The 15,102-nt window shown below is 57.4% G+C and carries 12 protein-coding genes; 7 read left to right on the top strand and 5 right to left on the bottom strand.

The genetic code is table 11. The features are described 5' to 3' along the window. The first annotated feature begins 40 nt into the window (after positions 1-40). Complete coding sequence (locus HK24_RS08340) at positions 41-850, top strand: folate-binding protein YgfZ (RefSeq protein ID WP_086634088.1); 810 nt, start codon at positions 41-43, stop codon at positions 848-850. Beyond that, positions 847-1,257, top strand: a complete 411-nt coding sequence (gene hisI, locus HK24_RS08335) for a phosphoribosyl-AMP cyclohydrolase (protein WP_086634087.1) — start codon at positions 847-849, stop codon at positions 1,255-1,257. Before HK24_RS08340 ends, hisI begins: the two co-directional genes overlap by 4 nt. Here the strand turns inward: hisI and HK24_RS08330 are convergent. The 3 genes from HK24_RS08330 to HK24_RS08320 are packed head-to-tail and all read right to left on the bottom strand — an operon-like array spanning position 1,251 to position 3,990. Further along, a complete protein-coding gene (locus HK24_RS08330; protein ID WP_086634086.1) occupies positions 1,251-2,027 on the bottom strand; it encodes a ribonuclease T2 family protein in 777 nt (258 codons plus the stop codon). The two genes, hisI and HK24_RS08330, sit on opposite strands and share 7 nt — an antisense overlap. Further along, a complete protein-coding gene (gene fghA / locus HK24_RS08325; protein WP_086634085.1) occupies positions 2,024-2,872 on the bottom strand; it encodes an S-formylglutathione hydrolase in 849 nt (282 codons plus the stop codon). Before fghA ends, HK24_RS08330 begins: the two co-directional genes overlap by 4 nt. Before the next feature lie 2 nt (positions 2,873-2,874). Then, entirely contained in the window at positions 2,875-3,990 is a 1,116-nt protein-coding gene (locus HK24_RS08320; RefSeq protein WP_086634084.1) for an S-(hydroxymethyl)glutathione dehydrogenase/class III alcohol dehydrogenase, read from the bottom strand. 235 nt (positions 3,991-4,225) lie between these two features. Here HK24_RS08320 and HK24_RS08315 point away from each other — a divergent pair, with 235 nt between their 5' ends. The 5 genes from HK24_RS08315 (at position 4,226) to HK24_RS08295 (ending at position 8,666) form a co-directional block, all read left to right on the top strand. Then, positions 4,226-5,101, top strand: a complete 876-nt coding sequence (locus HK24_RS08315; protein ID WP_086634083.1) for a bestrophin family protein — start codon at positions 4,226-4,228, stop codon at positions 5,099-5,101. A 53-nt stretch (positions 5,102-5,154) separates the two neighbouring features. Next, positions 5,155-5,742, top strand: coding sequence for a CarD family transcriptional regulator (locus HK24_RS08310; RefSeq protein WP_046899564.1), 588 nt, complete (start codon positions 5,155-5,157; stop codon positions 5,740-5,742). Between the two features lie 157 nt (positions 5,743-5,899). Then, the gene (locus HK24_RS08305) at positions 5,900-6,700 is read left to right on the top strand and encodes an SDR family NAD(P)-dependent oxidoreductase (protein ID WP_064274068.1); all 801 of its coding nucleotides are present in this window, start codon (positions 5,900-5,902) and stop codon (positions 6,698-6,700) included. 3 nt (positions 6,701-6,703) lie between these two features. Then, positions 6,704-7,084 carry a response regulator gene (locus tag HK24_RS08300; protein WP_086634082.1) on the top strand — a complete coding sequence of 127 codons (381 nt, stop codon included), beginning with the start codon at positions 6,704-6,706 and terminating at the stop codon, positions 7,082-7,084. Positions 7,085-7,088: 4 nt separating this feature from the next. Continuing rightward, a complete protein-coding gene (locus HK24_RS08295) occupies positions 7,089-8,666 on the top strand; it encodes a tetratricopeptide repeat protein (RefSeq protein ID WP_086634081.1) in 1,578 nt (525 codons plus the stop codon). Here the strand turns inward: HK24_RS08295 and HK24_RS08290 are convergent. Together HK24_RS08290 and HK24_RS08285 are read right to left on the bottom strand one after the other, a co-directional pair. Next, positions 8,660-12,799, bottom strand: coding sequence for a translocation/assembly module TamB domain-containing protein (locus HK24_RS08290; RefSeq protein WP_086634080.1), 4,140 nt, complete (start codon positions 12,797-12,799; stop codon positions 8,660-8,662). The two genes, HK24_RS08295 and HK24_RS08290, sit on opposite strands and share 7 nt — an antisense overlap. Continuing rightward, on the bottom strand, positions 12,799-14,910 hold the full coding sequence (locus HK24_RS08285) for an autotransporter assembly complex family protein (RefSeq protein WP_086634079.1): 2,112 nt from the start codon (positions 14,908-14,910) through the stop codon (positions 12,799-12,801). The genes HK24_RS08290 and HK24_RS08285 overlap by 1 nt, the downstream gene beginning before the upstream one ends. Between the last annotated feature and the right edge of the window lie 192 nt (positions 14,911-15,102).

The following is a 15,102-nucleotide window of genomic DNA, read 5'->3' as shown; positions in this document are numbered from 1 at the left end:
ACTGCCCCGCCTTTCATTCACGCATGCCCCGGTGCCTCCCATGATTGAACTGCTCCCCCACCGCTCTGTTCTGACTTTTTCAGGCGCTGACAGAGCGTCGTTCCTGCAAGGGCTGATCACGAATGACGTTCAGTCCCTCTCACCTGGTAACGCGGTCTGGAGCGCCCTTCTGACGCCACAGGGCAGATGGCTAAGCGAGTTTTTTCTCTTCAGCGATGGCGATCGCATTCTGATGGACTGTCCGTCCGAGCATGCAGAAATGCTGGTCAAAAAGCTGTCACGCTTTCGTTTGCGCGCAGACGTCAAAATTGAATTGACAGCACTGCATGTCATTGTTGGTGCCACTGAGACGATACCACCTGAAGCGCTCAGCTCCGCGCCCGACCCACGCTGCGAGAATGCAGGGTGGCGAGCGATTGTCTCCCAGCCACCTGTCGAAACCACACAGGGCCATGACTGGCTGGACCGACGTCTCTCTCTTGGCCTTCCCGACACGGACGACTTCGAGAGCGAAAAAACACTCGCGCTGGAAGCCAATCTGGACCTGCTGCACGGCGTGTCATGGAAGAAAGGCTGCTACATGGGGCAGGAGTTGACCGCCCGCACCCATTATCGTGGTCTTCTCCGCCGCCGCATCCTGCCAGTCACGGTGAAAGACGGTACTTTTCCGGAAACAGGCGGCATTCTCACGATGGGTGACAAAGAGGTCGGTGAATTGCGCTCACGTCATGGATCGCACGCTCTGGCCCTTCTCCGGCGTGAAGCGTGGCTGTCGCCAGACCTTGCTTTTGAGGGCAAACCAGTCTCCGTTGTGTGGCCTGACTGGTTCCCTCTGGAGATGCGTTCGTGACCTATACCCCGCCTGCCCCCGCCATCGTCGATGACATCGTCAGCCAGACGAAATTCGATGCCAACGGCCTGATTTCCGCCATCGCGCAGGACACGAAAGGCGTCATTCTCATGCTTGCATGGATGAATGCGGATGCTCTGCGGGAAACACTTTTGACGGGACGTGTATGTTACTGGTCCAGGAGCCGACAGTCTCTCTGGCGCAAAGGTGAAACGTCAGGCCAGCAGCAGCATCTTATTGAAGCCCGACTGGACTGTGACATGGATGCCGTCCTGATGATTGTGGATCAGACTGGCGTCGCTTGCCACACCGGGCGTCGCAGCTGTTTTTATCATGGCGTTACACCAGACGGGCTGCGCGACACCACACAGCCCGAAATCAGCACCAAAGAACTATACGGTCACTGACTGACGTTAACTGGCACCGCCGCTCCCGGCAGCGGCCAACCCGGCATCATGAACGTTGCCGGGCAATTGTCCTGCACCTGCGGAGATGAGAGATAAGCGCCATTCCCCGGGAAGACTGAAAGCTTCTTCGGGTCCAGAGTGAACCAGAACTGCGTCAGGACAACCCGCCCCTCGTGGTCCGCTTCACACTGAAACTGCAGCGCTCTTTCCTCCCGAACGCCCGTGAGTTGCACGAACATCGACAGCAGATCGTCTTTCTTCACCTGAAAGCCGCTATGCTGTGCGAGCCACTGCCCATAGGCTGAAGACGCAAAACGATCCCGCAGGATCATAGACGTGACGAAGAACTTGTCAGCGTCATATCCGAAACAACGGGCATGCTTGGTATATTCATGCACATGCAGCGGGTGCTTGAGGTGTGGCACAACGCTTGCCAGCGCATTCTCAGTGGCAGGCTGAAGCTTTGGCGGCGCGTCGTCATGGTCATAAATATCGCACCCCTTCATCCACCATTGCTGCACTGGCACTGCCTGCGCTTCCAGGGCATGCGGCTCGGATGCCCATAGCCCGTGTAGCCCGATCAGATGGTTATGCGGTTGCCCCGTGAGGCATCCTCCGCCCGTTGCACAAAAGCCGGGCTGCCAGGTTAGGGCCAGTGTATCGTGGCTGAAATCCGCATGCGTGACGGGGGTCAAGGCTGGCCCAACAGGAGCCTGCGACGACACGCAGCCCCCCAGAACAAGCAGGGCGGCAACTACAAGACGTCTCATGCCTTCAGTCCTTTGGCGTGATGGCTCAGATGATCAGCAATGACGGTCTGGATAAACCAGTAGGAATGGTCACTGTCGTCATGCCGGCGCATGTTCAGCGCTTGCCCACATTCTTTTGCCGCTTCAACAAGGGCGTCCGGACGAAGGTCAGCGAGATACTGATCCTGAAGCCCCTGATCCACAAGAATTGAAGTCGGATGCTTATGCCCGCTCCGCAGCAAAAGCGTGGGATCACATTCCTTCCACTTCGCAGGGTCTCCACCGAAATAGGCATCAAAGGCTTTTCGCCCCCAGGGAATAACGCTGGGATGACAGATGGGCGCGAGGGCCGAGACTGTTTTCCAGAATTCCGGATGGTTTAGAGCTTGATTGAGAGCTCCCATGCCGCCCATGGAGTGGCCCAGGATCCCGCGTCGATTTCCATCCAGCGGAAACAGGCTTTCGGTCAGAGCGGGAAGCTCCTTCTGGATGTAGCTCTCCATCTGGTAATGGGCACTCCATGGCGCGTGCGTCGCATCTACGTAGAACCCAGCCCCGGTTCCTAAGTCATATTCATCATCTTCACCGGCTGTTCCGGTGTTCCGCGGAGACGTATCAGGCGCCACAAGCGCAATGCCGTGTTCCGCAGCGAAACGAACGGCATTGGACTTGATGAGAAAAGTCTCATGCGTACAGGTCAAACCGCCGAGAACATGGATAACCGGAACCTTTTCGCCTGCCAGAGCCTCTTTGGGCAGAAAAATCCCAAAAGTTGCAGGTACGCACAGTTCAGCCGACTGATGCCTCAGAAAACGGACAGACCCGCCACAACAGGCATGCTGCCCCAGCGTCTCAACATCAGCCATGCTCAATACTCCACCACGCTGCGGATGCTCTCGCCGCGCGTCATGAGGTCAAAACCGTGATTGATTTCGGAGAGCTTGAGTTTGTGGGTGATGAGGGAATCAATGTCGATCCGTCCATCCATGTACCAGTCCACAATCTTGGGAACATCCGTGCGGCCTCTCGCCCCACCGAAGGCTGAACCGATCCAGCGGCGACCCGTCACAAGCTGGAATGGGCGCGTGCTGATTTCCTGCCCTGCCCCGGCCACGCCGATCACGCAAGACACACCCCAGCCACGATGAGCACTTTCCAGAGCCTGCCGCATAAGGGTGACATTCCCCACACATTCGAACGTGTAGTCTGCGCCGCCGCCGGTCATCTCAACCAGATGCCCCACCAGATCACCGTTCGGGCCCAGGTCCTTTGGATTGACGAAGTCCGTCATGCCGAACTCGCGGGCCATCTGCTCCCGGGCCGGATTGACGTCAATACCGATGATGCGTGTCGCCCCGACCATCTTGGCGCCCTGAATGACATTCAGGCCAATCCCGCCAAGCCCAAACACGGCGACAGTCGATCCCGGCTCCACCTTGGCCGTGAACATGACTGCCCCGAGGCCAGTCGTGACACCGCAACCAATGTAGCAGACCTTGTCGAACGGCGCGTCAGGACGAATTTTCGCAAGGGAAATTTCCGGGAGAACCGTAAAATTCGCGAAGGTCGAGCACCCCATATAGTGATGGATGGACTGACCCTTGTATGAAAACCGGGATGTCCCATCCGGCATAACGCCCTTGCCCTGCGTGGAGCGGATGGACGTACACAGATTGGTCTTGCGAGACAGGCAGGACGGGCACTCACGGCATTCCGGCGTGTAAAGCGGTATGACGTGGTCGCCCGGCTTCAGATGTTTGACGCCTGGCCCCACTTCCCGAACGATGCCCGCGCCCTCATGCCCGAGAATAGCCGGAAAGAGGCCTTCAGGGTCCTGCCCGGAGAGCGTGTACTTGTCCGTGTGACACAGACCAGTCGCCTTGATCTCAACCAGAACTTCACCCGTTTTCGGGCCTTCAAGCTGCACGGTGTCAATTTCAAGAGGCTTTCCGGCCTCAAAGGCAATCGCGGCGATGACATCCATCTGAACTGGCTCCCTGATATATTGTGTACAAAGTGTCTCATGAGGGAAACGGGACGCAAGAGCCGCGTTACGCTTTACACTCTTTTCCTGCCCTGACACTTGACGCTCGAAAGGTTTCTTTTCCGGTTCGAGTGGCAAAAGAGTGCAAGAGAGTGGACATCTTTTGGTGTTGGCCGGTCACACTTTTCACGGTTAGTTTCACCGGCCATACCGTTTTCAGGCAAGGAGCACAGGCTTGATCGTCAATCGCCAACACGGGCTAGCCATTCTTTTCAGAGAGTCCTTGCCACCTCTTCTGATTCTGGCGCTCTGGGACCTCGTGGTCGTCATTCTCTTTCAGATCTATCATCAGGAGTGGATGGACCAGCCAGCGCTGCCAATCTCTCTCATGGGCTCCGCACTGGCCATTTTCCTGGGCATGCGCAACAACGCGGCCTATGCCCGATGGTGGGAAGGACGAACCCTCTGGGGCTCCATCACGAACAACTGCCGGTCGTTTGGCCGTGAGGCTGCATCCCTGCTCGGCGGGCGGCCTGACCTGGCCAGATTGATGGCAGCCTACCCGCATGTCCTGCGCGCAGCTCTGCGTGGCGACAAGACGGGCGAGGAAGTAGATCGCCTTCTTCCGTCCGACATCCGTGAAAAAGTCTTCGCCTGCTCCAACACGGCCAACGCCCTGCTTTACCAAATTGGCCTTGGTGTACAGCAGGAAGTGGCTCTCAAGAATATTGACGGCGCCGTCCATGGCACCGTGGACCGCATCCTGTCCGACATCGCCAATGCGCAGGGCGGTCTTGAGCGTATCCGCAATACGCCGCTTCCGGTGCAGTATTCGGTCATTCCCGAAATCGCAACGCATCTTTTCTGTATCATTCTGCCGCTTTCTGCCGTGCAGACCCTTGGGTGGATTACCCCGCTTGGTTCCAGTGTCATCGGGCTTCTGTTCCAGATGCTGGATCGCAGTGGCCGTGACCTGCAGGAACCGTTTATTGCCAGCGTTCATGCCCTCCCAATGCACACGATGGCGCGGACAATCGAGCGTGACCTGCTTCAGCCGATTGGCGAGCCTGCTCCAGGCGTCATTCAGTCCAAGCACGGCGTTCAGCCCTGATTGGACATGATAGTGCAGGACAGGAGGGGGTTTTTCTGGTATCATCTGTGGCTATGAACACCTTCAAGACCCCCCCGAAGGGCGGCATGACCGACGAAATGGCTCGTGCCGCAGCCAAGTACACCGCCCGTCAAACCGACCCTGAACACGGCACTGACCCGTTCAGCGAAGGTGACTCCATCGTCTATGCCGCCCATGGCGTAGGCCGCGTGGAAAAGATTGGTATGGTCGAAGTGGCCGATACCATGATCGAGATGATCCAGATCTCGTTCCCCGGCAACCAAATGATGCTCCGCATTCCGCTTGCGAAGGCCCGTAAGGCTGGCCTCCGCAAGATCGTGACGCGGGATATCGTGGACAAGGCGATGACGGTCATCAAGGGCAAGCCGCATGTCAGCAAAGGCATGTGGGCCCGTCGTGCTGTCGCCTATCAGGAAAAGATCAACTCCGGTGATCTGATCCAGATTGCTGAAGTTCTTCGTGATCTGCGTCGTAACGTCGACAGCCTTGATGGCAGCTTCTCCGAGCGTAAGCTGTTCGAAGCTGCACAGGAGCGCTTTGTTGCGGAAGTTGCCGTTCTCGAAAATACGGACCCTGCAACGGTCCTCGAGAGCCTGACCAAGACCATGAAGGCCGCCTGAGCCTTCCAGAATTCTGTGATGTTTTCGCGTAATTACGAAAACATCACAGTTTGAAAAGCATCCTTCAGGCCGTTTCCGCGTTGGCGACACGGAAGGCCGCTCCCGGATGCCCTATCCCATCTTTAAATCACTGACGTTCAAGGAGAGGTGAGGACCTATGCCCGCCCCTTACAGCAATCGTTTCGCCGGCAAGAAAGTACTCGTTACGGGTGCGTCCCAAGGTATTGGTGAGGCAACAGCCTTACGCTTTGCAGAAGAAGGCGCTCAGGTTGCGCTGAATGGCCGCAAGGAAGACAAGCTGATTGCTGTCCGCGACAAGCTTCCAAAGGTTTCTGGCGGTGAGCACCCGATCGCCACGGGTGACATCTCCAAAGAAGAAGACGTCCGCCGCCTGATGCGCGAAAGCATTGAGGCCATGGGTGGACTGGATGTGCTGGTTTGCAATGCAGGCTATCAGATCCCTTCCCCGTCTGAAGACATCAAGCTCGAAGACTTTGAAGGCGTGATGGCCGTCAATGTGACGGGCGTGATGCTACCCTGCCGCGAGGCCATCAAGTACTGGCTCGAAAACGGCATTCAGGGCGCGATCATCGTGAACTCCTCTGTGCACCAGATCATCCCGAAGCCTCATTATCTTGGTTATTCCGCCTCCAAAGGCGCCGTGGGCAACATCGTCCGCACGCTGGCTCTGGAATATGCAAGCCGTGGCATCCGCGTGAATGCAGTCGCGCCTGGCGCAATCGTGACGCCGATCAACATGTCCTGGATCAACGATCCAGAGCAGTACAAGAACGTGGCTGACCACATTCCGATGAAGCGCCCGGGTGAAGGACGTGAGATCGCGGATGCCGTCACATTCCTGGCCGCCGAAGACAGCACCTACATCACGGGTCAAACCCTCTTTGTTGATGGCGGCCTGACGTTGTATGGTGACTTTGAAAAGAACTGGTCCTCGTAATTTATGACATCTTCCCTCACTGTTCTCATCATTGAAGATGATTTTCTGATCCGGACCTGTCTTGTGGAGTTTCTGCAAGACAGTGGGATTACAGTGAGGGAAGCCAGTAACTGCGCGGAAGCCATTGCCTGTATTTCCGCTGAACGCAGCCTTGATGCTCTCGTGGCAGATATGTCTCTTCCTGATGGCGACGGCATGAACCTCAGCCATCAGGCCAGAGAAAAATGGCCTGATCTCCCCGTGATTTACATTAGTGGTCACGGGGACCTTCGACGGGATGAAGCCTCTGACAATCCGGCTCTGGCCCGCTTTATCTCCAAGCCTTATTCGCTTGCAGCCATTCTGAAAGCACTTCGGGAGATGGCTGACCCTGTTTCAGGATAACACTGTGACGGCTAGCCAAAGTACTTCTACGACGGACGGTGGGGCCCTCACCCGCGCTGAAAACGCCATACAGGCAGGCAATCCGAAACAGGCACTGGACATTCTGCGACCACTCCCCCCGAGTGACGCCGTTCATCTGGCGAAGGGCCGTGCTTTTTTCCGTTCCGCTCAGTACGCGCAGGCTGCGATAGAACTTGAAGCAGCGAGCAAGCCTTTCGGCGGCCATGCCATCACCGCCCTCATTGAGGAAGCAGCCTCCCTTCGGCGCCGGGCTGATCTGCTCCTGCTTATCAAGGAATGCCGTCGCCTCTCCCCGCAAGACACACGTCTTCTGGATGCCTACGGCACAATTCTGATGCATATGGGGCGCTTCGATGAAGCCGATGTCGCCTTCCGCGAGAGCCTGCAAAGACGCCCTAACGATAAAAATACCCTTAACCTTCTCGTCATGAACCTAACGGAACAGGGCCGGTTTGACGAAGCGTTATCCATTATGGATGACCTGCGCCGCCAGCATCCGGAAGATTGGAAGATCGGCTGCAATACAGCTGCTATCCTGAACAACATCGGCAGGCTGGAAGAATCAGCTAACGTCTATCGAGAGACCATCCCGCTCGCTCCATACGAACCAGCGCTGCGACTGAACCATTCCATTGCCATGCTCAAGAGCGGTCGAATGGCGCAAGGATGGACAGAACATGAATGGCGCTTTGGCGTCCCCGGGCACACTAACCTGCCCAAAGACACCCTCCTGCCCAACATTTCCCCGACTCTCAATCTTCAGGGCAAGCGCGTGCTCGTCACGCAAGAGGAAGGACTGGGTGATACGTTGATGTATCTTCGGTACATCCCTGCGCTGGCACGAACAGGTGCAGTTGTGCACATCTGGGGATCTTCAACACTGGCAGATCTGTGCCGTCGCGTTGAAGGGGTAGCCGTTGTTCAGCATGGCGGCGAGGCCCCTGCTTTTGACTATCACTGCCCCTTCATCAGTCTTCCCCGCGCATTCTCGGCCACACCTGACGCCATGGGCGCTCCCGTGCCTTATCTGACGGCTGACCCTGGCAAGGCGTCTCAGTGGAAGAAATCCCTGAAGGCTGATCGTAATCTGCGTGTTGGTCTGGTCTGGGCCGGCGGCGCACGCCCGGAAAACACTGGCGCGCAGATGGTGGACCGTCAGCGGTCAATGCCTCTTGCGGCGCTGGCACCCCTCGCGGATGTAGAAGGCGTTACGTTCTACTCCCTGCAGAAAGATGACGCAGCGCTTCAATGCCTGGATTTCCCGGCCCCGCTGGTGGACTTCATGCCCCAGTGTCTGGACATGGACGACACAGCCGCCCTGGTGTCCTGCCTTGATCTGATCATCTCCGTGGATACGTCCATGGTTCATCTGGCTGGAGCGTTAGGCAAACCGGTCATCATGATGGACCGCTTCAACAACTGCTGGCGTTGGCTCCACGAGCGCGAAGACAGTCCGTGGTATCCACAGATGCGGATCGTCCGCCAGACTCGTTTCCGGGAATGGTCGGACGTCGTGACCCGCGTAAAGGTCCTTCTGGAAGACGCCGTTCAGGCTCAGTAATCAAATCCGTAAGACAGACCCACACTTGAGCCGGGATCGTTCTCTGGCGTGGTAAAGCCTGTCACCTGGCCGCCCGTCCCGACTGTCGTATTGAGCTTCAGCCGCTTGGTCAGATCAATCTGGACCTGAGCCTGCGTACCGGAGCCAGAGGTGGCCTGTTTTGCGCCGACATACACGCCCTTCATAACGTATTTGCCCGCTTCAACGCTGGTCCCACCATTATCAACGCCACCGCCACCACCGACAGCCAGTCGGTCCAGGCCAAGGGCATTCCGCACCTTCCCAAGTGGATCGAATGATGACCCGCCGGCAAGCTGTGCGACGGCGGCAGCAAGCTCTGCAAGCTGCGTTGTGGAAAGTGAATGGGCATCCGTTCCGAACAGCAGAATGGCCATGACTTCATCGCGAGGCTGAGTCGGTACAGACGAGAAGTCGATCTTCGGCGCACTGGCATAACCCGTGACAAGAAGGCTCGCGAGCGTTCCCTTTGCATTACGGTCCGCGCGGAAATCCAGTGTCGGGTCCAGCTTGTGATTAACGCCTGTTCCGTTGAACGCGACGCGACCATGCGTGAAGTTCAGGTTAATTCCGGCCAGATTAAAGTTGCCCCGCTTGAGATCGAAACCCCCTGTAATGGACGGGGCGCTACTCGTGCCGCGCACATGCAAGCGGCCCTGCATTTCCGCATCCAGACCATGCCCCTGGACCACAAACTGTCCCGGCGAAATTACATCAATCCCCAGCCCGATGATGAGGCTGCTGGTATTGTCAGGCGCTTTCTGCCCCGGCCGGACTACGTCAAGCTGCGCGACCGATGCTGGCATCGAGTTTGGAATATTGACCGTCACGCTTGGTAGAACAATCTTCCCATCCACATCCACACGCGTCGTGGCCTGACCGTGGATGTGTAGGTCCGTGTTGATGACGGCTGTTACAAGATCACTTGAGACAGGGCGGGCCTTGTCGGAAATAACCTTGATGTCCACCGGAAGACCGGGACGGAAAATCCCAACCGTTCCATCAAGTGCGATCGTTCCCGGCCCGGCGTGAGCCAGAACATGCTCCAGCGTAAGGCTATCGCCCGAAGCGACAACGGCACCATTGATATCCGTCAGACGAACACCCTGTGCATAGTGGTCAAATGAAACGTTCTGGAGCTCTACACGCCCCGTCGCCCGTGGCTGGCTAGCCGTCCCGGCGACGTTCAGATTGATGCCAACCTGCCCTTTCGTCGCCATTCCACTCGCACCGAGCACGCCATTGGCAACAGAAAGATCGACATGACCTGTTGTCGCCAGTGCAATTGCTCCTTCCTTGGAAAGAGGCGCTGTTCCCCGAACAGCCAAGGCAACTTTCGGCCCCGCTCCAAGCGTCACATCAACTTTGGCCGTCTTTCCGGCCAGACCGATATTGGCCAGAATTTCAGCTGCTGGCAGTGATGCTGCGGGGCCTGTCTGCATTTTCAAGCCATGCGCCGTCAGCGCGACAGTCCCGGTAGGAGCGTCAATCGTTCCCGCCAGATTGGCCTTCGCAGAAATGACACCACTTGCAGCAAGTTCGGGGGCAAAAGGCTTGGCTATGGCAGGCGTCAGTCGGTCAACTGTCGCCGTCAGAGCCAGACGAGGTTTGATGGACCCGGCAATATCAATCGTTGCAGGCGCAACACCCTGCGGAGCCAATGTCGCCCGCAGATGATCAACCCCCATGATATCTCCGAAAGAGACATTCGCAGGGCCACCCAGCCGGATATACTCTTCCTTGGCCATGGCCGTCAGACGGTCCACGCGCACCGTCTTTTTGGGCAGGTTGAGCAGAACCGCCGCATCCACGTTGGCCGGAGAACCCATGACGTTCTGAAAGGCACCATTCAGGGTCACCGCCATGGCGGACTGAGGACCTTTGACTGTGGCATGAGCCTTGCCGGTGATGTCCTGAGAGCGGACACCCGTTAGATCCAGCGTCAGATCTGGAGTAGGATCATCAATCGGGTTGGAAATCGTTCCTTTTAGATTGAGAGCCTGCACACTGGCCTGAGCCATGGCGAGTGCACCGTCCAGCCCCAGCTTGACCTGCGGCGGCGCGCCCTGTGGTTCAGTCGTATGGATGGCCAGCGCCAGGTGACCTTTGATGGCCTGCCCAATCAGTCGCTGGAAATCCGAAAGATTTTTGATGCTGACGTCCAGATCGCCCAGCGGCACTTTGGCGCCATTTGGAAGGCGGAGTTTCCCCTGCCCCGTCAGGCTGTTCCAGCTCAATTTGTTCAGATCGAGATGGAAAGCACCGTCATCCGTTTTCTGAACATCTGTATCCAGCGCCAGCGGGGCATGATCCAATGTTCCATGTGCAGTCAATGTACCTTGCGGCCGGCCGGGCAAATGCTGGAAATCAGCATCCAGCGCGACGGGGCCCTTGGCGACATCCTTGGTGCCGAACTCACCCTCAAGCCCTGCTTTGACAGCCAGATCATCGGTAGGGCCATCGGCCGTTGCCGTCAGGGTCATGTTGCCCAGAAGTGCTGGGCTGGCCTGCCGCAGATCAGGAAGAGCAACCGTTGCTTTGGTTTGCATCGTGTTGCCATGCGCCAGATCGACAACGGCAGACACCAGTAAATGAAGCGCCTGACCGTCCAGACCAAAACTCTTCACCGTCAGAACATTGGCGGGTGACTTGCTGAGCTGAAGCGCAAGATGACCATCCTTGCCAATCAGATGGAGAGCCTGTGGCTGGCCACCCGTAACAGAGATCGTGCCTGAGCTCTCAAGTGTCAGATCATCATGAGCAGTCACTGGCATGGCGAAGTCAGCAGCAAGGGCCGCGCTACCACTCAGATCCGTACTTCCGATCGCTGCAAGAGGATGCAGATCTGGCAGCGCCAGTGTCACATGCCCCTTCGCCGCTGGCTTGACATCAACATTGGCCGCGACGTGCATCAAAGGATGGTCAATCCTGGCGACAACCGGAAGTGTCGCTGCCAGAGGATGAGCCGTCACATCCAAGGTCAGAGGCGCCGAAGCCAGAAGTGTTGGCCGACTTCCCGGAATCCGCAGACCATCCAGAGCTGCTTGCAGATGTGCAACGGTATCTTCTGGCTTTGCGGTTTCCGTGCCATCGAACGTCGCGTGCAGATGGCCGATGGATGCGCCGCCAGCAGTCAGAGCATCAATATCCAGCAGCCCCTGTCCGGCAGGAGCCTTGAGCGGACCGTGCAGATCCGTGTTCAGGGCAATCGCATTCCAGCCAATGCCAGGCTTCAATGTCATCGCAGGGGCATTGGCCTTGACGTGCAGGTTTGCGATGTTGGCGTAGAGATTGATCTGCCCTGTAGAAGATGCCGTAATCGGTCCAGCACTCAGGCCGAAATCAAGGGCCGCCGCCGTGCGGGGGCCTGCAAGGTTCAGATGCATGTCCACAGGATCAAGCTGCGGAAGCTGTCCGAGTGTGGTTGCAAAGCCGTTGACACCTTCCTTGAAGGTAACGGCGAGAGCCAAACGATCTTTCGGCGTCTGGGCTGAAAGCGTAAGTCCCCCGGACTCATCCAGACGGGCCAGTTGCAGGGCAATGTCCATCTTGGGCAATGTCTGCATCGTCACGCCATTCAGGAATGGCGCGATAGACGCAATATGAGCGTGACCGTTCAGGCTGAATAGCGTTGCCTTGCCCGTGAAATCAGGACCAATTTCGATCCGACTGACTTTCAGGACATCCAGATCAACCTGAATATTCAGCTTTGATGGGCTGGAACTGGCTTGGGTTTCAGTCGTCTCTGCCGTTGTGTCAGAAATCGGTTTACGCAAAAGAGCGAGGCGCTCAGCGCTCAGAACCTTGACGTGCGCATCCATGCCCACAAGGGACAGGGGCGACCAGCGCAGTTCAAAATTATCCAGTTCGAGCCAGACGCCCTTGCTGTCCTTTACTGCTAGCCGGGCAAGCTTCAAATGCTGCGGAAGCGCACCGGACAGACCGGAGATCTGCACCATTCCACCTGTGAGTGGACTGACCTTCTGTTCAATCAGGCGTTGGCCTGGACCGATGTTGATCCCGACAAGAACGACAACCAGCGCCAGAACAACCAGCCCGAGCGGAACGCCAATAACGAGAGAGACGATCCAGAGAATAATCCTGCGGGCGCGCATCAGAATGTCTCTCCAAGACCAATATACAGTTCCCATTTGTCGCCGTAGGCCGGTCTGTTCATCGGCAGCGCGACATCGACACGAATTGGCCCGATAGGAGTGAAATAGCGCACCCCTCCGCCATAACCCACGCGAAGTGTTCCCTGTCCGGGGCGGGAACCTGTGCCGACCTGTCCAGCGTCCACGAACCCTGCCAGACCGAGGTTCATGGGCAGTCTCTGCCTGAACTCAACTGTCCCAGCATCCAGAGAGGTGCCACCGATCGCATATTTCGTGTGACCATATTGCGGGCCTACACCCTGATATCGGAAGCCACGTACTGTCGCCGGTCCACCCGCATAGAGCCGTTGATCTGGCGGGATCTGATACGTCGAAGCGCCCTGCACAGACCCAACAGTTCCACGAACTGCGATAACGCTCTTGCCCGGCTTCGTCAGGCCGATCTTGGCCAGATCGAAATAAGTGGAGACCTGCGCGGACAGTAGTGTGAAGAACGATGTTCCGTTCTCCAGCGACACAGAAGGTGTGGCAGACAGAGAGGCCCGAACACCATGCGTGGCCGGATCAATCGGATTTTCCAGCTGAGTGCTATCGTAGGCCGCACTGAGAGGCGCCGATACGATGAAGTAGCTCCGTGTATCGCCGAACTGCTGGATCTGCTCCTGCATGCCCATCAGGCCGCCGGACACATACCAGAACTTGCCGAGACGACGTCCGATGCCACCACGGATGAGGAAGGCGGTCTGATGATAGGAGTACAGAAGCTGACGAATAGCTTCGACACGCAGACTCAGGTTTTGGTTCTTATGCAGGAAGTCCGGTTTGCTGAAGTCCGCGTAGACATCATAGCCCAGCCCCTGCTGGGCTGACCCTCCAAGACCCGTAATGAGCGCTGTGAGCTTGAGCTGCTCTGCATTGCCCAGCAGATTATGGTGCGTCCAGGTTGCACCGGCACGTCCACCGAGATCTGTCGAATACCCGGCCTGCACCGCAACAGTGCGTCTTTTTGCTTCCTTGAAGCTGAAATTGACCGGCATGGCCTGAAGAACGCCAGGCATGAGCGTCTGGCTTGCGGGAAGTGTGATGATGGGCGGCGCGTTATGCACCTGAACGGAAGAGAACACGCCGACTGCTGCCAGATCCTGACGGGCAGCTTCAATCTTGGAGGGCTGGTAAAGCTGCCCTTCCCGGATCGTCAGACGCCGCCGCAGAAAGGACTGATGCACACGCTTGAGGTCATCCATCCCGATTGGACCGATGACAACCTTCGGCCCTTTCCCCACACGGAAGACAATATCAAGGGTCTCATCATGCGGCTGGAGATAGGCCAGCGGCGTAGAGACATCCGCGACGGCGTACCCCTCTTCCTGCAACTGGGTCAGCAGGTTGCCCTGGGCAGCCAGAACGTCCGAAGCAATCGCAGGCTGGCCTGCCTTGAGCTTAAAGGCTTTCTGTTCATCAGATGTAAGCTCGACCGGCACTCCCTGCCCCGCGGCCTGCCCGGAGGTATCAACCGCTCCCATTTTGTCGGCAGTCTGAGCTTTACTCGAGACCGGCGCCGCACTTCCTTTGGGGGATGGCGCTGTTTTCGAAGCGCCGGAAACGTCCGGTTGAGGCTCTGCTTTCGGTGGCGGTGTCGTCAGGATAATTTTCCCAAGGCGGAACTGGTTCCCCTTGCTGACGGAAATCGTGATGGTGACTTTGGCGTCTTGGGGAAGAGTGTTCAACACGTCCGGCACGGCCGGATCACGTCCGTCTAACTCTCGTGCTCCCGCCTTGATAAGAATTGTAACCGTTCCGGCATAATACCCCTGAGACTGCAGTGCCGTGTCCACACGGTCATAATCTGACCGGATACGGCCAGCGAGGGCATAGGGCCCGACGGCATGCGTATTCTGAAGCGATTGCAGCTGGGAGGACGCATTTACAGCGGCATCAAGATCAGCATTCTTCGTTGGCTGTATCGTGACCTTGTAGGGAACAGCCTGTTCAGCAGTTTCGCCGGCGACAGGCGCCGTATCTGCCTTGGCCTTGGGCGCATGACAGCAGACTGCCATTGCCCCAATGGCAAGAGAAAGGGAAACAGCAGATGAGCGACCGCGTGACTTCACCGGAGGTCCTGATAATCCGTTTTGAGAAATGATCGACCCCGAAGAGGCCGAACCACGAAAAGCGAACCGATCGGATGTGGCCGCATACCCTTGTGGCAGTACCCCACGACGCACTGTCAAGTCCATGACAGAAAGACCTTTCGAGGCAGGTATACAATGTTCGTAAGACAAACGAGATTGTCTCCAGCGCCT

The sequence above is a fragment of the Gluconobacter sp. DsW_058 genome (assembly GCF_002153615.1).
GTDB classification, from domain to species: domain Bacteria; phylum Pseudomonadota; class Alphaproteobacteria; order Acetobacterales; family Acetobacteraceae; genus Gluconobacter; species Gluconobacter cerinus.
The sequence above is the reverse complement of the archived record's forward strand: the minus strand, read 5'-3'. Positions and strand labels throughout refer to the sequence as shown.

Excerpts from the sequence above, each read along its gene's own strand:
- HK24_RS08340 (WP_086634088.1), top strand. The coding sequence starts at position 41 with ATGATTGAACTGCTCCCCCACCGCTCTGTTCTGACTTTTTCAGGCGCT.
- HK24_RS08305 (WP_064274068.1), top strand. The coding sequence starts at position 5,900 with ATGCCCGCCCCTTACAGCAATCGTTTCGCCGGCAAGAAAGTACTCGTT.
- HK24_RS08310 (WP_046899564.1), top strand. The coding sequence starts at position 5,155 with ATGAACACCTTCAAGACCCCCCCGAAGGGCGGCATGACCGACGAAATG.
- HK24_RS08330 (WP_086634086.1), bottom strand. The coding sequence starts at position 2,027 with ATGAGACGTCTTGTAGTTGCCGCCCTGCTTGTTCTGGGGGGCTGCGTG.
- HK24_RS08300 (WP_086634082.1), top strand. The coding sequence starts at position 6,704 with ATGACATCTTCCCTCACTGTTCTCATCATTGAAGATGATTTTCTGATC.
- HK24_RS08290 (WP_086634080.1), bottom strand. The coding sequence starts at position 12,799 with ATGCGCGCCCGCAGGATTATTCTCTGGATCGTCTCTCTCGTTATTGGC.
- fghA (WP_086634085.1), bottom strand. The coding sequence starts at position 2,872 with ATGGCTGATGTTGAGACGCTGGGGCAGCATGCCTGTTGTGGCGGGTCT.
- HK24_RS08320 (WP_086634084.1), bottom strand. The coding sequence starts at position 3,990 with ATGGATGTCATCGCCGCGATTGCCTTTGAGGCCGGAAAGCCTCTTGAA.